Here is a 16,929-nt window from a genome sequence, read left to right as displayed (position 1 = left end):
AAGTCGAAAAATTCTGTCTGCCGACGACCAATGCGGCTGGCGGGAACCACAAAACGCCAATCTCGGAAGGTGGCCACGGCGTATCAGCGCGTCGTCGCAGCTACCGTGGATTTTTGCCGATCACATTGATCACCCTGATATTTTTGGCGGTGAGCGTATCACCTGCCCTCGCCGACTGCAATGAAGAGGAACCACGGCCGGGAGCCCGCTGGCATGGCTGTGATCTGCGTGATCGAGACCTGACTGGCGCGGACCTCAGCCGCGGACTGCTGTCCCGCACGACGGCCGATGGCGCGTCTTTCCGCGACGCGAATCTCGACAACGCGGTATTCAGCAGGGCAAGTCTCGACGGCGCGGATTTCAGTAATGCCCGGATGCGACGCACGGACATGGGTAGCAGCAGTGCCGTGGATGCCATATTCGACGGAACGGAACTCCAGGGGGCGCGATTGACGTCGGCGAACGTGGATCGGGCAAGTTTTGTCGGTAGCGATGCCCGCGGACTCAGGCTGAACGGGGCGAGCCTGGTTGATGCGAAGTTCGATCGCGCGCAGCTCCAGGATGCACGGTTGGATCGTGCCGACCTGTCCGGGGCATCACTGCTGGACGCAAATCTGTCGGGCGCCACGCTCGGCCGGGCAACACTCAGGGGTGCAGACCTCCGCGGCGCCGATCTCAGTGGCGCTGACTTCACCAGTGCCGACCTGGAAGACGCGCGCCTTGAGGGTGCCAACCTGCGGGGTGCCAACCTGAGCAACGCCAACCTGACAGGCGCCAATCTCACGGAGGCCGACTTGACCCAGGCGCGCCTTGCCGGCGCGAACCTCACGGCGACCGTTTACGACGACGCGATACTCGACCGGACCGTGTGGATTGACCGTCGCACCTGCCGTCGGGGTTCAGTGGGGACCTGCGAATAACCGGGTGCTCAAGCGGCACCGAAACGGAACAGCCTTCGCCCCGTTTCCCGGCCTTCGGGGTCGAAGCCGCGCTCTTCCACAGTGATCCGACCATTTCGACGTTGGATCATCGCACTGCTTGAACGCGTACCGTAGGCCTGGCTGACAATGAAGGCGGAGGAAAGCAGCCGTTCCCACTCGAGGCTGACACCGGTGTCCGGCAGGCTTCCATCCGGCGGGCGCCGGGGGTCGCGCAACAAGCCGAAGCAACCACTGGACGAAAGCGTGTCTGTCTCCAGGGCTTCGGCCAGCGCTTCCTTTAGTGCCGCGACCTTGGGCCAGGGCGTGTCCAGGACGCCGTTACTGAGGCCATAGACACCTCGGCTCAAGCGGCGGGGCACATCATCAAGACGGTTGGAGTGATACCAGCAGCCCTCACCATCGGACCAGAGCAGGTTGTAGCCGCCGTAGGCACCCCCCTGTTCGATCAGATGCCGATGGAAAGCCTGTGAGTCCATGGACAACGCCTGAGTCACCAGCGCGCCACGAGAACGAGCCGCCGGACCCTGGTCCGGATCACGGTAATTAGTCACGGTGGCGAAACGACCGTCGGGCGCGAACGCCAGCCAACTGCCCCCTGCCTGCAGATCACGGCCTGCCAGTATCCTCGGTGCGCGCCACCAATGCATGGCCCGGGTCGGACGCTGGTGAAACTCGTCACGGTTACCCAGCAGCACCACCGGGAAATCGGGGTGCATGTCGACGGCAAGCCCGACCAGACACATGCGCTTTGCTACCTACCGTTCCTGGGGCCGGAGGCTGACCTTGTGCAGTCGGCCCTCATCGCTGAGTACGATCACGTCATCGTCCACGACGATCGGTGGACGACTGATGGGTTGGTCACGCAACACCCGGCGAGCACGAATCTCTCCGGTGGACGCATCCAGCCACGTCAGGGCGCCACGCTGATCAGCGATGACCACATAGGCGCCATGCACGACCGGGCGGGTCGCACGCAGACCCTCGGTTTCATCCTGACGCCAGATGGCGGCACCGCTACTACGATCCAGTGCCCAGATGCGGCCATTGGACTCGGTCACGTAGACACGTTCGCGATCTGCGGCCAGGCCGGCACTGGATGACAGTTCGCGATTCCAGCTGCTGGAACCCCGTGTCGGGTCCAGGGACACGACCTCACCCTGATACGACACCGCAAAAAGTGCCCCCTGTTGCAAAACCAGATCACCAAGAATATCCCGCATCCGCTCGATATCCGATGCGCCACGGGCAATACCGGCCCGTGCCTCCCACACCAGGGCGCCGTCGCTGCGATTCAGAGCCACGACACGCCCGTTGGGCAGACCTACGTAGACCCGGCCGGAAGTAAGCAACGGCGCGCTGCTGCCGCGCAGGGTCAGGGGTGGCATGGTCCGATCGTATAGCCAGCGCCGCGCCCCCGTGCTGGTTCTCAGTGCAAAAACCCGCCCGTCATTCGCCACCACGACGACCGTGTCACCGTCCACCGCAGGAAGGGCCAGGACCTCGCTGGTGACACCCGACTCCCAGCGCCGCTCGAGGGTTTCGCGATCCACCGCCACCAGACGGCCGTCGCGCGTGCCGACAATGATCAACTCATCGGTCAGAACCGGCCCGGCGGAGACTGGCAGATCGAGGCGATGCCGCCACAGGCGTCGTCCGTTATCGAGGCGATAGGCCGACAGCCTCCCCCGCCGGTCGACGACCACGACTTTGTCTTCTTCGATGGCCGGGACCAGGGCATCGCCGACAGCCGACAGCCCCCTGCCGGTGTTGCGCTGCCACTCTGAGAAGACCGCATACTCCTGCTGATAGTCGGTTAACTGGTCAGCGGGAAACTCGCGGGTGGGTGAGCCGCTGCACGCGGCAAGCAACAATGCCAGTGCGACGATAACAATCGGTGTAGCGCGTCGCACCTATGCGTTCCCCCGCGCGATATCATCGCGCTTGCGTTCGATAAGTCGACGTCGTTCACCGCTGTTGGTGGCAGCCATGGCCGCGTCGTAGGCATCAACCGCCGCCGCCGCATCCCCCAGGCCGCGGTACGCGTCGCCACGCCGCTCGGCGTAGTCGGCACTGAAACTCGCTGTATCGGAGACATCCAGTACGGCCAGCGCATCCTCGAACTCGCCAAGCCCGATGTGCGCCGTTGCCAGCCGCAGCCGCGCAATGTGACGGAAACTGTCGTCCTGCGCGTTCTCAAGTGCCCAGGACAAGGGAACAACCGCCTCGTCCAATGCCCCGGCTTCAGCCAGATGCGTGGCCAGCTGGAATGCAGCCATTGCGGCGTAAGGGGTCCGCGCGTAATCGTCTTTCAACAATTGGGCACGGCGACGCAGGGTATCGACGTCCGCGCCACTCTGCCGTGCATCCAGCAAGTGCATGTAGGCGGAGGATGCCGCTTCCATCTGGCGGTCCTGGTAAGCGCCCCATTGCTGCCAGCCGAACACGCCACCAATCGCGATGACGATGCCGGCGATCAGGGCCTTGCCATTGTCCCGAAACCACTGGGACAGCGCTTCCAACTGCTCGTCATCGGTGCCGGCCACCTTCAACCTCCAAAATGTTCTTTCAATGTCTTGACCAGATCGCCCTGGGCAATGTTTACCTGCTCGGAACCAGACCGCAGAGGCTTGAGTCCGATCGTGTCACTGGCGAGTTCTGTTTCACCGAGGACCAGAGCAAGCTGCGCCCCGCTGCGATCCGCGCGCCGGAACTGGCTCTTGAAACTTCCGCCGCCACAATGCATGAAGACCCCGACACCTGGCAAGGCCGCCCGGAGTCGTTCCGCGAGCACCAGTGCGGCAGATCGCTGCGCCTCGCCCATCACCACCATGTAGACATCCGGTGCCAGGGCGGGCGGCGCATCGGCAGCCTCTTCCACCAGCGCCACGAGTCGTTCCAGGCCAAGGGCGAAACCAATGGCCGGAGTTGCTTTGCCGCCGATCTGCTCCACCAGGGCATCATAGCGACCACCGGCGCAGACTGTCCCCTGGGCGCCGAGCCGGTCAGTGATCCACTCGAAGACGGTACGACCGTAGTAGTCGAGCCCGCGAACCAGGCGGGGATTCACTGTGTATTCCACGTCCGCCGCATCCAGCAGACGTCGGAGGTCATCAAAATGTTCCCGTGAGTTGGCGTCAATGTAATCGTCCAGTCGCGGAGCACCGTCAAGTAGGCGCTGAGTCTCCGGATTCTTGCTATCGAGAATACGCAGCGGATTGCCCTCGAGCCGGCGTTGGCTGTCGTCGTCAAGCTGATCACGCCGGGCCGACAGATACGCCACCAGGGCCTCCCGGTAGTTCGCCCTGGCCTCGGCGGTGCCCAGCGTGTTCAGTTCGAGACGCACGTCCTGCAGACCCAGTTCATGGAGCATGCGCCGCGTCATCAGGATAATCTCGGCGTCGATGTCGGCACCCGTCAGGCCGAACACCTCGGCACCGATCTGGTGAAATTGACGCAATCGCCCTTTTTGCGGTCGCTCGTGCCGGAACATGGCGCCCTGATACCACAACCGGGGCTGCTGGTTGTGCAACAGACCATGCTCGATACAGGCTCGCACACAGCCAGCCGTTCCCTCCGGTCGGAGGCTGAGGCTGTCACCGTTGCGGTCGTCAAAGCTGTACATCTCCTTTTCGACGATATCGGTGACTTCGCCGATGGATCTTGCAAAAAGCTCCGTTTTCTCCAGGACGGGAAGGCGGATTTCACTGTAACCGTAGCGGTCGAGCACGCCGCGCAGCACGCCCTCCACATGACGCCATACGCCGGTTTGCTCCGGTAATACGTCACTGAACCCGCGTACGGACTGGATCACATTCGACAAGACGGTCTCCTACAGAAACATGCTTAATGGGAGAGGGACACTAGCCGGGGCAGCAACTAACTTTCAGCGCGGGACCTGCACTCGGGCAACGCGACCGGGGCGTCTCTGTCCCAGGTCAACGGGCTCACCCCGATACTCCAGTGACACGTTGTCGGCATCGCCGATCACCACGGTAAACGGCGGCAGGCCCTGGACAGTCTGCCGACCTTCCTCCTGAATCAATCCGTACAGCAGGCGCTCGCCGGCATCGTCGTAGACTTCGATCCATGACGAACCCGTAAAGTCGAGCACCAGAGCGTCACCGTTGAGCGCAGGCGAAGCGCCTGTCTCATCGGCAGCAGTCGACGAGTCGGTATCCACAGTGCCGTCGGCCGCCACGTCCGTCTCGCTGTCCATTGTGTCGCCTTCAACGCTGTCCTCTTCCATGGCCATGGACTCGTCCGGTGCGGGCTCCGATGGCTGATCGCCAATTGCGGGGCCGGCGAGCTCATCGGTAAAGGCAGTTTCGGGATCCGGTGCGGGCTCATCCTCGATCCCGGGTTCACCGGCCAGCGGAGGCTCGGCGGGAGGCTCCATGACGGCACTGTCGTCGTTCGGGGATGCAACAGAGGTCTCGTCCTCAAGGGCTTCCCAGGCTGCTTCGGCGTCCGCTTCGGGCATCGCAGCCGGCTCTTCGAGCCCCGGCGACGAATCCCCTTCCGCCGTCGGGGTCTCGGTGTCCGGGACGCTCGCTGCCGGCGGGACCACACGATCGACCAGGTAGACGTTTTCGTAGTACCAGTAGCCCCCACCACCGGCGCCAGCCAGAACAAACAGCGCGACGAAGGCAACGACCAACCCCCGGCTCAGCTCGGGTGATGTCTGGACAGGCCGACGCACCTTGAGAACCGGTGGCTCCACCGAGCCCCGACTGCGCCGCGAGTGGGCCTGCACGACGGCATCGCCGTCAAGTTCCATGAGCCGGGCATAGGAGCGGTAGTAGCCACGGGTAAAGGTCGCCGGCGGCAGATCGGCGGCGTCCTCCTTCTCCAGCGCCTCGACGGTGCGGACATCCAGATGCAGGGCAGCAGCCACATCCGCACAGGACATGCCGCGATCCATTCTTGCGGCTCGCAGCATTTCTCCGGCGCGAGGCCCTTTGTCCTCCAGCGCCGGCTCATGCTCCTGGTTGCCCTTACGATCGACCATCGCGTCGCATCTGGTTGTACATGCGTGTTTCCTCGGAATCCGGGAAGTCCGCGCGCAACCTCAGGCCGTAGCTCGCTGCATCATCACGATTGCCAAGCGCGTTCTCGATGCGCACTGCCAACCAGAGATCGGAGGCTCCCAGGTTGGCCACGTCACGGTAACGTTGCATATAGCCCCGGGCGGAGATGTTGTCACCCGAGTCGTGCCGCAGCTCGGCCATCCGCCGCAAAGCCGGCGGAAATGTCGGCGAATACTCCAGGGCGCGACGAAGGAAATCTTCCGCCTTCTCCGGTTCGCCGGCCTGCAGTGCGCACAGCCCGGCATTGGCTAGCGGAAGCTCGCGTCGTTCATAGAGCGGATCCCGCAGCGCACGAGCGAACTGGTCCTGGGCGGCGTCGTACTCACCGCGATTGCAGAGAAACCGTCCGTAGTTGTTGCGGACCGACGAGTCTTCTCCGTTCAGGCGGACGGCACGGCGAAAGTGCTCGCGCGCCTGGTCGTGCTGGTCCAGCCGCTCATAGAGCACAGCAATAGTGGCGTGGGCGCTGTAGTTGTTACGGTCCTGATCCAGGGCCTTCTTCAGCGACTCCATTGCCTGGGAATTGTTGCCTTGCTGCAGATAAGTCATGCCCAACTCGGTGTTGATCTGCGAGGCTCGCTCACGATCCCCCCCACCGCGTTGCTGTCCCGAACTGGCGCACCCTGCGACGAGTATGGCGACAATCAGGGCGGCCATCACACGTGTCATCACTACCGCCATCTCTACTCCCTCAGGCTTGCGCCTGCGCCTCGCGGCGCAGCCTTCGCCGCGTGCGATCCTGAACCTTGCCGACGAGTTGACCGCAGGCCCCGTCGATATCATCCCCTCGCGTCTTGCGCGTTGTCGAAACCAGGCCCGCCCGCGACAGTATGGCGCTGAACTTGCCTATTCGCTCATCCGATGAACGCTGATACTGCGTCCCCGGAAACGGGTTGAACGGGATCAGATTGACCTTGGACGGGATATCCCCCAGCAAGGCCGCCAGCTCCCTCGCGTGCTCGTCGCTGTCATTGACTCCGTCGAGCATCACGTATTCCCACGTTATCCGTCGATGTGGCTTGTCCGCAATATAGTGTCGGCAGGCCTTGAGCAATTCTGCAATGGGATGCTTGCGATTAATGGGAACCAGTTCATCTCGCAGCGCATCGTTGGGTGCATGCAGCGAGACCGCGAGGCTGATGTCCGTGGTTTCCGCCATCTTGTACAGATAAGGAATCACACCCGAGGTACTGAGCGTCACCCGCCTTTTGGACAAGCCATAGGCGTGATCGTCCTTCATCAATTCCGCCGCAGGCATCACACTCTTGAAGTTGAGCAGGGGTTCGCCCATCCCCATGAAGACCACATTGGTCACCTGTCGACCAGGTTCTTCCTCCGCCAGCATGCGGTCCACATACCACAATTGCCCGACGATTTCGGCGGTGGTGAGGTTCCGATTGAAGCCCTGAACGCCGGTGGAGCAGAAGCTGCACTCCAGCGCGCAGCCGACCTGGGAAGACACGCAAAGCGTATCCCGGCCTTTCTCCGGTATGAGCACTGTCTCGACGGCGTTGGCACCGTCCAGCCGCAGCAGCCATTTACGCGTGCCGTCCACCGAGCGCTGGTCAACTACAGCTTCCGGGACCCGCACTTCAGCGACAGCCTCCAGCTTGTTGCGCAGGCTCTTGCTGAGATCCGTCATGGCGGCGAAGTCCGTTACCCGCCGCGCATGGATCCATTTCAGGAGTTGAGACGCACGAAAGGGTTTTTCACCGAGCTCGGCGAAAAACCCTTCCAGCGCAGCCCGGTCAAGACCGAGCAGGTTCAGCTTGCGGTCGGCGCCGTCGCCAGCGCCCTCCGCAACGACTTTAACGGGGACAGATTTCATCGTCAGCGAAAAAGTACGCAACTTCCTGCGCGGCCGTCTCCGGGGCATCGGAGCCGTGACAGGCGTTGGCGTCAATGGATTCGGCGTAGTCATGGCGCAGGGTGCCGGCCGCCGCTTCCTTGGGGTTGGTCGCCCCCATGATTTCACGGTTCTTGCGGATGGCGTCTTCGCCTTCCAGCACCTGGATCATGACCGGCCCGGACGTCATGAACCCGACCAGATCGTTGAAGAACGGACGCTCCTTGTGAACCGCGTAAAAGCCTTCGGCCTGCTCACGGCTCAGGTGTGCCATGCGTGCGGCGATGATCTTGAGACCGGCCTTTTCAAAGCGGGCATAGATTTCGCCGATGACGTTCTTGGCGACAGCGTCGGGCTTGATAATGGACAGGGTGCGTTCAACAGCCATCCGGGCTCTCCGTTGTGGTCGATTGCTGGTTGATGGGAATGCCTGTGCGCCGCACCAATGGGTACTTCGCACCGCTTTTGAGGGCGCGTAGTTTAACGCCTGACCTCACCCCCGGCAATCAACCCGATCGTTGCGCCGTGCTCACACACTGAAGCTCTCGCCACAGCCACAGGCGTCCTTCACATTGGGGTTACGGAAGTCGAACCGTTGATTGAGCCCTTCTCGGACGTAATCGACTTCCATGCCCTCGAGGAACGGCAGACTCTTGCGGTCTACCAGAACGCGTACACCGTGCTGCTCGAAAACCTGGTCACCGTCGCGCACGTCGCTGGAATAATCGACCGTGTAGGCCAGGCCGGAACAGCCACTGGTGCGGACACCAAGGCGCAGACCACCTTCACCAAGCTCATGCTTGGCGACGTGGGCCTTGACGTGCTTGGCCGCGCTTTCGGTCAGGACGATAGCCATGTTTTCACCTCACATCGATCAAGTTCACTCGGCAACAGACGCCACCGCAGCCCGCAACGCATCTTCAACCACAAGCAGCACGCCGAGTCGCGCCGGGGGCAATGCCAATGCATCGGCGACGCAGACGGCGCTGTACTCAAGCAGAGCCCGCGGTTGCATACCGGGCGCCTGCTCGGCAATCCAGCTACAGGCTGCCTGCACGGCAGGACAACCATGGCAGCGCCACCGCAGCTCGGCAACTGTGCCATCGTCAGCGAGACCAATGTCGATCTCGACTTCGGTTCCCCATGATACCGCACCAGCCCGGCCTCTGCCGACCATCGCGGTGCCGGCACCAGGGACCCCGGCCCCATGACCGGCCGCAAAATAGTGCAGCCCCTGCTCACTCCATTCGTTATCCGCGCCGTTCATGCCACCCGGGTACCACCCCGATACAGGGAGTCAATCGTCGCACCCGCCCGGAAAGCCGCCCAGATTGTAGAACGACGGCGTTGCTGCTCAAGAGCATCGGCCGCCATATTAAGCACCGCATCCACATCGTCGCCAGTCGTGCCGCGTCCGGGGCTGAAGCGGAAACTTGCCAACGCCAGCGCATCAGGCACTCCCATGGCCCGCAGGACATGAGATGGGGTTGCCAGTGCCGAGGTACAAGCCGACCCCACCGAAACACCCGGTCCGCGCAATGCCAGGGCCAGGGATTCACCGTGTACACCGACGAAGCTCACGTTGAGGATGTGGGGGCAACGAGGTCCGGTGCCATTGACGATCACGCCATCCAGCGCCTGCAATCCGTCAAGCAACCGGATCGTAAGCGCCTGCAGATGCGCATGATCCGCTTCCTGCCGACGAACGACCAACTCTGCCGCCTCGCCCATACCCACCACCTGATGGACGGGAACCGTGCCCGGTCGCAGCCCTCCCTCCTGCTCTCCACCGTAGAACAGCGGATCGAGCCGCAACCGGGGCTGCTGGCGCACGTACAGCACCCCGGCACCCTTGGGCCCATAGAACTTGTGGGCGGACAGGGACAGCAGGTCGATACCCATCGCAACATCAAGCGGCAGCAACCCCGCACTCTGGGCGGCGTCGACATGGAAGACTGCGGCATGATCGCGCAGATGTCGCCCCACCGCCTCGATGGGCTGTATGACCCCGGTCTCGTTGTTGACGTGCATCAGCGAGACCAGAACCGTGTCGTCTCGCAGTGCGGCAGCCACTGCCTCTGCCGTCACACGGCCATCGGTATCTGGCGCCAGATACGTCACCTGGGCACCTTCCTGCTCCAGGCGTCGGCAAGCGGCCAGCGTTGCGCTGTGCTCCGTTGCACCGGTGATCACATGCCCGCCGCGATCCCGCGCCATGGCGAATCGGGTAACACCGAGAATCGCGGTGTTGATCGATTCTGTCGCGCCACTGGTGAAATGCACGCCCTCCACAGGGGCGTTGATCAGCGCGGCAACGGCAGCCCGTGCCCGCTCCACCCGCCCGGCGGCGGCACGCCCCCACGCGTGACCGGACGATGCCGGATTTCCGAAGACACCGTCGTCCCGCAGACAGGCGGCCATCGCCTCGGCAACGGCAGGATCCACCGGTGTGGTAGCTGCATGATCCAGGTAGACGGCGACCTCAGCGGGAGCGCTCATGGTCATCCTGCTCCGCCGCCACAGGGGATTCCTGAGCAGTTTTCGGCCCGTGGCCGTTTTCCATCTCGCAACCCTCGATCCGCGGCAGATCGACGTCACTGATACCCGCACCCAACTTCTGCATGGCCCGGCACATTTCCACCATGCGCTGATCGGTGACATGAATGTGATCGAGGATGGAATTGATGGCCTGGCTTACCGGATCCGGCATATCGGTCTGACCATATGCCGCAAAGCCGATCTTGCGCGCCGTCTCTTCCCGCTGGCGCTGCTCGCCACCACTGCGCCCGGCAATACGCGCCGGAATCCCCACCATGGTTGCGCCCTCGGGCACATCTTTCAGCACCACGGCATTGGAACCGATGCGCGCTCCATCGGCGACAATGACGGGACCGAGCACCTTGGCACCGGCACCGACAACCACATCGTTACCCAGGGTGGGATGCCGCTTGCCCTTCTCCGTGCTGATGCCACCCAGGGTCACGCCGTGGTAGAGCGTGACGTCGTCGCCGATTGCCGCCGTTTCCCCGATAACAACGCCCATACCGTGATCAATGAAGAAGCGCCGCCCGATCCTCGCTCCCGGATGGATCTCGATACCGGTCAACGTTCTCGCCAAGGTCGACAGAAAACGGGCCAACCAACGGAAACGCCAATGCCAGAGCCGGTGACAGAGCCGGTACCAGATCAGGGCATGCACACCCGGATAGCAGGTGATGATCTCGAAGGCGTTGCGGGCCGCCGGATCCCGATCGAGAACACAACGGATATCTTCTTTGAGCTGCTTGAACATCGCTAGTCCCTGATTCGGGTGTGGTGAGAGGTACGAAGGGCCGAACGGCCGACGTCAGGCGTTGCGACGACAACGACAGTGCGTGGATAGCGAAGCTGGCAGGTTGGAGATGTTCATGTCTTCATAGTAGCGCGGCCATTCCGACAGGCCAATCATTTCGCCCGTTTCTGGTGCGGAAGCTCTCCGTCCAGGGCCAGTTCCACATGCGCAAGGATGCCGCGGAGAATCTGATACTCGTTGTGATCGGGCCGGGCCCGCCCCAGCAGCAGTCGCAGGCGACGCATCAGGGCGCGCGGGTTGTCCGGGTTCAGAAACTCCAGCCTGATCAAGGCCCGCTCCAGGTGGTCATACAGGCGTTCCATGTCATCAGCGGTGGCCGGTGGCCATTCGCAAGCCGGTTGCGGCACGGAGTCCTCGTCAACCATGGTCAGGCGCAGTTCGTAAGCCATGACCTGCACTGCGGCAGCGAGATTCAGGGAAGAGAAGCCCTGCACGGAGGGTATGTGGATCAGACGGTGGCAGAGATCGACCTCTTCATTGGTCAAACCGGTACGCTCGCGGCCAAAGAGCACCGCCACGGGGTGCTGCAGGCTCTCCCGGGCGATGACGGCGGCGCCGGGCCGTGGTGCATGCTGTGGCGCGGATAGCGTCCGACTACGCGCCGTCAGCCCGACCACCAGCCCTGCCCCGGCGATGGCGTCGATCAGGCTTTCATGGACAACCGCACCAGCCAGCAGATCGTCAGCGCCCGAAGCCCTGGCAGCAGCGTCCGGATGCGGCCACTGGCGCGGCGCCACCAGGTGCAGTTCCGATAGCCCCATGGTCTTCATGGCACGGGCAGCGGAACCGATGTTGGCGGCGAGCTGTGGTTCGACCAGCACGATTCTGACGTTGTCCGGCAGCATGAAGATGTCTCGAATATCGCATTCGGCGAAGGCGCGTTAGTCTACAGGCCCCTGCCGAGCGGCGGAATACCCGTTCAATCCGCCCCACTTTCCTGTTATGCTCCGCGCCGTTTCCCCGAAGCCGAAATCGAGCCGTTTTCCATGCATCCAATGGTGAATATTGGCGTGCGCGCCGCGCGCAGTGCCGGCAATCTCATTACGCGATATGTGGATCGGCTTGATCGCGTCCAGGTCGAGTCCAAGGGTTTGAACGACTACGTGAGTGACGTGGATCGCATGGCCGAGCGGGAGATCATCGACGTACTGCGCAAGGCCTATCCGGACCACGCCATCATGGCCGAGGAAACCGGCAACACGGGCGATGCGGAATACGTCTGGATCATCGACCCGCTGGACGGCACAACCAACTTCCTCCACGGGTTTCCGCATTTCGCCGTATCCATCGCACTGCAGGTACGCGGGCAGCTTGAAGTCGGCGTGGTCTACGATCCGCTGCGCCAGGAGCTGTTCACTGCGCATCGGGGCGGAGGCGCCACGCTGGACGGGCGCAAGATCCGCGTGCGCAACAGCAAGAGCATCCAGGGGCGGTTGATCGGCACCGGATTTCCCTTCAAGTATCCCGATCGCATGGACGCCTACATGGGAATGTTCCGCGCTGTCTGTTCCCGCGCAGGCGACGTCCGCCGGGCAGGGTCTGCGGCGCTGGACCTGGCCTATGTGGCCTGTGGCCGCCTGGATGGCTTCTGGGAAATCGGCCTGCAACCCTGGGACATCGCCGCCGGCGCTCTGCTGGTCCGCGAGGCAGGCGGCGTGGTTGGGGACTTCAACGGTGACGAAGCCTATATGGTCAGCGGTAACCTGGTGGCAGGAAGCCCCAAGCTCTTCCATGACCTGCTGAGCGAGATCCGCCCCCACTGCACACCGGACCTGATCAAGCGCAACTGAGCACGCCGCGACGAGCCACGCGATTCGTCACGGCAACAGTTTGGACTAGACTCCAGTTCTGGTGTGAAGGACAACCCGGAAAACCACAGGAGGACATCCATGCAGCGACTCATTGCCCTGTTGGCGGGCACCCTGGTTCTCACCCTGGAAAGTGCAGTCGCCCATGCCGGGGGCTGGCATGCGGTGGCCTTCATGTATCACCGCTTTGGCGAGGACCAGTATCCGGCCACCAACGTGACGCTCGAGCAGTTCGAGGCGCACCTGGACTATCTCGGAGAAGAGGGCTACACCGTCTGGCCCATCGAGCGTATCGTTGACCACATGCAGTCCGGCGGGAATGTCCCGGACCGTACCGTGGCCATCACTATTGATGACGCCTACCGCTCGGTGTACGACAACGCCTACCCGATCCTCAAGGAGCGTGAACTGCCGTTCTCCGTTTTCGTTGCGACGGATCCGATTGATGAGGGGCTCTCCGGGTACATGACCTGGGAGCAGATGCGGGAAATGCAGGAGCACGGCGCGACCTTTGCCAATCACTCCGCGACCCATGATTACCTGGTGCGGCGGGAGAACGGTGAATCCGACGAGGATTACCGCACACGGGTTCGTGAAGACTTGCTGCGCGCCCGGGCCAGGCTGGACGAGGAACTGGACGCAGAGCGCATCGTGGATCTCTTTGCCTACCCCTATGGCGAGTACAACGCAGTGGTCGCTGCAGTGGCAGCGGACCTGGGCTATGTATCTCTGGGCCAGCAGTCCGGAGCAATCGGCCCGTACAGTGATGCCCGGGCGTTACCCCGCTTCCCGATGGCGGAGAATTATGCCGCCATTGATGAATTCTCGGAGAAGGCCCGGTCAAAGGGCCTGCCTGTGGCCGAGATGGAGCCCTGGGATCCTGAGTTGGCCGACGGCACCCCGCCGCGCATGACGGTGCAACTGGGCGAGAGTGAGGCACGCCTTGATCAGTTGGCCTGCTTCGTCAGCCGCCAGGGACAGGTTGATGTCGAGTGGATTGACCGCGAGGCACGAATCTTTGCGGTGCAAGCGCCGGAAGAGTTGCCTACCGGGCGAACCCGCTACAACTGCACGGCACCTTCACCCGAGGCTGGGCGCTTCTACTGGCTGAGCCAGCAGTGGGTGTTGCCTCCGGCGGCAGACTGAGGCGCGGCAGCCCTATTCGAACTCCCATCGCGCCTCGAAGCCACGGACGTCGACATGGACGAACGGTCCCCGATGCGGTCGGGGGCCATAGATGCCGATGCCACCCATGAAGTTCTGCGGGCCGGAGCGACGCTGCAATCTGTCAACTACCGCTGCCAGCCAGCGGGCGTCGTTGACGTCACTGCGGCCATCGCCATTGAGATCGTCCATCCGTCCATGGGGTGCACGCTGATCGATATAGATATCCGCGGCGCCGCCCCAGACGTGTCGACTGTACTGGCTATTGCCGATATGACCGTTGTACCAGGGCGTCCGGAAACCGCTCATGACCTCTAGCGTCGCCACGGGCAGCCCCTCGGCACGCAACTCCTCGAGGATGGCCTCAAGCAGGAGCAGAAGTCGGGGCCGGAGCACCACGTAACGGGGATACTCCCCTCCCTGCTTGGACACGAACTGACCCAGTCGGAAGTGTGGGGACACCAGGGCATCTGCAGTTTCCGGCGTGACTTCGATGAAGCCCGGCGGCGGCTGATAGATGTCCATGCCCCTGAGCGGCTCACGCGGATAGTTCCCCACCCGGTAGCCGTTCAGCCTCCCGTTGCGCTTGTCCCGACGCGGCATCTTGACGAAGACGTTCAGATTCATGGTCTCGCCGCTGTCCAGGCGAACGATCTGTATGGGGTGGAGACCGTGAGACCGGGGTGCCTGCAAGGTCCAGCGGTTCTGCCCGGTTGCCCGCGTCAGGCCACTGGGATCTTCGATGTGGTAGCGGCTGCTGTGTCCGCGACTGATTGCGAACTCCAGGCTCTCGCCGGGCATCAGGTAGACACCAATCACCCGATAGGGATTGATGTCCTCGCCAAAGCGTACTGAAAAATCAAGACGTGCCGAATCATGGTTGGCCAGGGCTGTGGACCAGGGCGCCATGAAGAGGACCAGTAGCACGGACAACAACAACCCGCCCTGCCCCCTGCGAGAGCATCGACCAGCCGTCTTGCTATTCAACCGTATGCCCTCGGAATAGAACTTCAGTCTGCGGCGGCGAACTGTGGTGGCGCCGACTCCAGAGCGTTGGCAACCCGCGTGTCGCGATCATACAAGTCGCGACGCAAGTTGACGACGCCATCTTCATCTACCCAGGCCGTCATGTACTGCAAGTAGACAGACCAGGGCCGCGCCAGCGTGACCGTGCGCTCGCGGCGCTCATCCAGCACCCGACTGATGGCAGCGTTGTCCCAACGGGCGTCATCCAGCACCAGGCGTGTCAGTTCCATCGGCCGTTCCACCCGGATACAGCCGGAACTGAAGGCCCGTTCGGTGCGATCGAACAGATCCCTTGCCGGCGTATCATGCAGGTAGACCGCGTACTGATTGGGGAACATGAACTTGACCTGTCCAAGCGCGTTCAGTGGCCCTGGCCTCTGTCGGAAACGATACGGGAATCCGCGGGCCGAGACTGTCTGCCAGTCCACGCTTTGCGCATCTATTTCCCGCTGGGCGGCACCCCAGCCCTGGAGCACCTGAAAACCCATGCGCTCGAGATAGGCGGGATCATTTCGCACCTGGGGAAGGATATCCCGGGTGGCAATGCTGTTCGGGACCTCCCAGGACGGGTTGAGCACCAGATAGGTCATCCGACCCGCAAACACCGGGGTCTGGCGGTAGTCCCGCCCGACGATCACGCGCTGGGTGGTGACGACTTCCCCTTCTCGCACAACCTCCATGGAGAAACCCGCGATATTGACCAGGATGTAGCGCTCCCCCAGGTCCTCGGGCAGCCAGCGCCAGCGCTCCATGTTCACCAGCATCTGCCGCACGCGGTCTTCAGCCGACACATTGAGGGCCTCCCGGGTGCGAGGACCGACCACGGCGTCCACATCGAGGCCATGTCGACGCTGGAAGGCGCGCACGCCCTGCGCCAGTCGCTCGTCGTAGAGTGTGGGATCGTCCGGCGGCTCCAGATCGCCGGGGAGATCATTGCTCTGCTGCAGTCGCCCACGCAGTGCCGCCACCCGCTCGGCGCGATCACCGGGGCGCAGCGTCGGCCCCGCGTCAACCTCGATGAAGCCGCCAGCCTCATCAATAGCCCGATAGTGGGCAAGGGCATTCCGCAGTCCCTGATAACGATCACTTTGCGGCAACAGCGCCTGCAGGTTGTCGGCGATTTCGCCGCTTGCCACGGCGGATTCCAGCGAGGCCATGAGATCACCCACGCGCCGCCGTATACGCCAGTCCGGGTCGATATCATCCGGATTGAGGCGGCCGGAAAGGCTGTGGGAGCCATACAGCAGGTACGTGCCCGTGAGTAGCAGCTCCAGATCAAGCAGCATCAGCGTTGTCGCGTCGCCGGACTCCGCATCTTCGAGCATGCCCTCAAGAGCGGCCAGCGGATAATCGTCGGGCTCCATTCCGTGGGCGCGGCCGTCACGAATGGCGTCCAGCAGTGCCCGCCCATGGGGTACGCTGCCATCCTCGCGGACCCAGGCGGGTTGGAAAAAGCGCCGCTCATAGAAGCCCTTGACCGCTTCCTGACCGGGCAAAGTGCCATTACCAATGGGCACGTCCTGATCGTGGAGCGCCGCCACCTCGATGCGATGGCGCAGACGCTCGTCAAGATCTTCGGCGGCAAACGAGTCGGCGACCGGCAGAACCAACAGGGCAAGGCCCGAGGCCAGGGCCAACAGACGGTTGCCCGGCCATATCCTACGCAACACGCGATTCTTGCTCGTCAATCTTCCCCCTGGGAAAT

Annotated in this window: 18 protein-coding genes; 3 read left to right on the top strand and 15 right to left on the bottom strand. The window is 63.0% G+C overall.

Features of this window, described 5'->3' with window-relative positions:
• The first annotated feature begins 149 nt into the window (after nucleotides 1-149).
• Nucleotides 150-920 (top strand): pentapeptide repeat-containing protein, encoded by a 771-nt coding sequence (locus J2T57_RS17390; protein WP_253482274.1) that lies wholly within the window; start codon nucleotides 150-152, stop codon nucleotides 918-920.
• Nucleotides 921-928: 8 nt separating this feature from the next.
• On the opposite strand, the gene J2T57_RS17385 is transcribed toward J2T57_RS17390, so the two are convergent.
• From J2T57_RS17385 to J2T57_RS17325, 13 genes are all read right to left on the bottom strand, one after another.
• The gene (locus tag J2T57_RS17385) at nucleotides 929-1,684 is read right to left on the bottom strand and encodes an NRDE family protein (protein WP_253482271.1); all 756 of its coding nucleotides are present in this window, start codon (nucleotides 1,682-1,684) and stop codon (nucleotides 929-931) included.
• Between the two features lie 12 nt (nucleotides 1,685-1,696).
• Nucleotides 1,697-2,851 (bottom strand): outer membrane protein assembly factor BamB, encoded by a 1,155-nt coding sequence (bamB, locus tag J2T57_RS17380; RefSeq protein WP_253482268.1) that lies wholly within the window; start codon nucleotides 2,849-2,851, stop codon nucleotides 1,697-1,699.
• Nucleotides 2,852-3,484, bottom strand: coding sequence for a YfgM family protein (locus tag J2T57_RS17375; protein ID WP_253482265.1), 633 nt, complete (start codon nucleotides 3,482-3,484; stop codon nucleotides 2,852-2,854).
• Nucleotides 3,485-3,486: 2 nt separating this feature from the next.
• Entirely contained in the window at nucleotides 3,487-4,761 is a 1,275-nt protein-coding gene (gene hisS / locus J2T57_RS17370) for a histidine--tRNA ligase (protein ID WP_253482262.1), read from the bottom strand.
• A gap of 63 nt (nucleotides 4,762-4,824) precedes the next feature.
• Entirely contained in the window at nucleotides 4,825-5,949 is a 1,125-nt protein-coding gene (locus J2T57_RS17365) for a RodZ domain-containing protein (protein ID WP_253482259.1), read from the bottom strand.
• A complete protein-coding gene (pilW, locus tag J2T57_RS17360) occupies nucleotides 5,936-6,709 on the bottom strand; it encodes a type IV pilus biogenesis/stability protein PilW (protein ID WP_253482255.1) in 774 nt (257 codons plus the stop codon). The genes J2T57_RS17365 and pilW overlap by 14 nt, the downstream gene beginning before the upstream one ends.
• A 10-nt stretch (nucleotides 6,710-6,719) precedes the next feature.
• Nucleotides 6,720-7,856, bottom strand: coding sequence for a dual-specificity RNA methyltransferase RlmN (gene rlmN, locus J2T57_RS17355; protein WP_253482240.1), 1,137 nt, complete (start codon nucleotides 7,854-7,856; stop codon nucleotides 6,720-6,722).
• The gene (gene ndk / locus J2T57_RS17350) at nucleotides 7,837-8,262 is read right to left on the bottom strand and encodes a nucleoside-diphosphate kinase (protein ID WP_253482229.1); all 426 of its coding nucleotides are present in this window, start codon (nucleotides 8,260-8,262) and stop codon (nucleotides 7,837-7,839) included. Before ndk ends, rlmN begins: the two co-directional genes overlap by 20 nt.
• A 141-nt stretch (nucleotides 8,263-8,403) precedes the next feature.
• The gene (locus J2T57_RS17345; RefSeq protein WP_253482226.1) at nucleotides 8,404-8,730 is read right to left on the bottom strand and encodes a HesB/IscA family protein; all 327 of its coding nucleotides are present in this window, start codon (nucleotides 8,728-8,730) and stop codon (nucleotides 8,404-8,406) included.
• A gap of 24 nt (nucleotides 8,731-8,754) precedes the next feature.
• Nucleotides 8,755-9,141, bottom strand: coding sequence for an iron-sulfur cluster assembly scaffold protein (locus J2T57_RS17340; protein WP_253482224.1), 387 nt, complete (start codon nucleotides 9,139-9,141; stop codon nucleotides 8,755-8,757).
• Nucleotides 9,138-10,373, bottom strand: coding sequence for a cysteine desulfurase family protein (locus J2T57_RS17335; RefSeq protein ID WP_253482207.1), 1,236 nt, complete (start codon nucleotides 10,371-10,373; stop codon nucleotides 9,138-9,140). Before J2T57_RS17335 ends, J2T57_RS17340 begins: the two co-directional genes overlap by 4 nt.
• The gene (gene cysE / locus J2T57_RS17330; RefSeq protein WP_253482203.1) at nucleotides 10,357-11,166 is read right to left on the bottom strand and encodes a serine O-acetyltransferase; all 810 of its coding nucleotides are present in this window, start codon (nucleotides 11,164-11,166) and stop codon (nucleotides 10,357-10,359) included. The genes J2T57_RS17335 and cysE overlap by 17 nt, the downstream gene beginning before the upstream one ends.
• A gap of 152 nt (nucleotides 11,167-11,318) precedes the next feature.
• Nucleotides 11,319-12,071 carry an RNA methyltransferase gene (locus J2T57_RS17325; protein ID WP_253482200.1) on the bottom strand — a complete coding sequence of 251 codons (753 nt, stop codon included), beginning with the start codon at nucleotides 12,069-12,071 and terminating at the stop codon, nucleotides 11,319-11,321.
• 141 nt (nucleotides 12,072-12,212) lie between these two features.
• Between J2T57_RS17325 and suhB the strand changes: the two genes are divergently transcribed.
• Both suhB and J2T57_RS17315 read left to right on the top strand, forming a co-directional pair.
• Nucleotides 12,213-13,016 carry an inositol-1-monophosphatase gene (gene suhB, locus J2T57_RS17320; protein ID WP_253482197.1) on the top strand — a complete coding sequence of 268 codons (804 nt, stop codon included), beginning with the start codon at nucleotides 12,213-12,215 and terminating at the stop codon, nucleotides 13,014-13,016.
• Nucleotides 13,017-13,115: 99 nt separating this feature from the next.
• Entirely contained in the window at nucleotides 13,116-14,180 is a 1,065-nt protein-coding gene (locus J2T57_RS17315; protein ID WP_253482194.1) for a polysaccharide deacetylase family protein, read from the top strand.
• Between the two features lie 12 nt (nucleotides 14,181-14,192).
• Here J2T57_RS17315 and J2T57_RS17310 read toward each other — a convergent pair whose 3' ends face one another.
• Together J2T57_RS17310 and J2T57_RS17305 are read right to left on the bottom strand one after the other, a co-directional pair.
• Nucleotides 14,193-15,125: a D-Ala-D-Ala carboxypeptidase family metallohydrolase gene (locus tag J2T57_RS17310; protein WP_253482191.1), complete on the bottom strand. Its 933-nt coding sequence runs from the start codon at nucleotides 15,123-15,125 to the stop codon at nucleotides 14,193-14,195.
• Nucleotides 15,126-15,208: 83 nt separating this feature from the next.
• Complete coding sequence (locus J2T57_RS17305; RefSeq protein ID WP_253482188.1) at nucleotides 15,209-16,912, bottom strand: L,D-transpeptidase family protein; 1,704 nt, start codon at nucleotides 16,910-16,912, stop codon at nucleotides 15,209-15,211.
• Nucleotides 16,913-16,929 lie beyond the last annotated feature (17 nt).

The sequence above is a fragment of the Natronocella acetinitrilica genome (assembly GCF_024170285.1).
GTDB lineage: Bacteria > Pseudomonadota > Gammaproteobacteria > Nitrococcales > Aquisalimonadaceae > Natronocella > Natronocella acetinitrilica.
The sequence above is the reverse complement of the archived record's forward strand: the minus strand, read 5'-3'. Positions and strand labels throughout refer to the sequence as shown.

What these genes read in the sequence shown, in the direction of transcription:
- J2T57_RS17365 (WP_253482259.1), bottom strand. Translation starts at nt 5,949, where the DNA reads ATGGTCGATCGTAAGGGCAACCAGGAGCATGAGCCGGCGCTGGAGGAC.
- J2T57_RS17315 (WP_253482194.1), top strand. Translation starts at nt 13,116, where the DNA reads ATGCAGCGACTCATTGCCCTGTTGGCGGGCACCCTGGTTCTCACCCTG.
- J2T57_RS17345 (WP_253482226.1), bottom strand. Translation starts at nt 8,730, where the DNA reads ATGGCTATCGTCCTGACCGAAAGCGCGGCCAAGCACGTCAAGGCCCAC.
- J2T57_RS17335 (WP_253482207.1), bottom strand. Translation starts at nt 10,373, where the DNA reads ATGAGCGCTCCCGCTGAGGTCGCCGTCTACCTGGATCATGCAGCTACC.
- cysE (WP_253482203.1), bottom strand. Translation starts at nt 11,166, where the DNA reads ATGTTCAAGCAGCTCAAAGAAGATATCCGTTGTGTTCTCGATCGGGAT.
- J2T57_RS17340 (WP_253482224.1), bottom strand. Translation starts at nt 9,141, where the DNA reads ATGAACGGCGCGGATAACGAATGGAGTGAGCAGGGGCTGCACTATTTT.
- J2T57_RS17325 (WP_253482200.1), bottom strand. Translation starts at nt 12,071, where the DNA reads ATGCTGCCGGACAACGTCAGAATCGTGCTGGTCGAACCACAGCTCGCC.
- rlmN (WP_253482240.1), bottom strand. Translation starts at nt 7,856, where the DNA reads ATGAAATCTGTCCCCGTTAAAGTCGTTGCGGAGGGCGCTGGCGACGGC.
- J2T57_RS17385 (WP_253482271.1), bottom strand. Translation starts at nt 1,684, where the DNA reads ATGTGTCTGGTCGGGCTTGCCGTCGACATGCACCCCGATTTCCCGGTG.
- ndk (WP_253482229.1), bottom strand. Translation starts at nt 8,262, where the DNA reads ATGGCTGTTGAACGCACCCTGTCCATTATCAAGCCCGACGCTGTCGCC.
- pilW (WP_253482255.1), bottom strand. Translation starts at nt 6,709, where the DNA reads ATGGCGGTAGTGATGACACGTGTGATGGCCGCCCTGATTGTCGCCATA.
- suhB (WP_253482197.1), top strand. Translation starts at nt 12,213, where the DNA reads ATGCATCCAATGGTGAATATTGGCGTGCGCGCCGCGCGCAGTGCCGGC.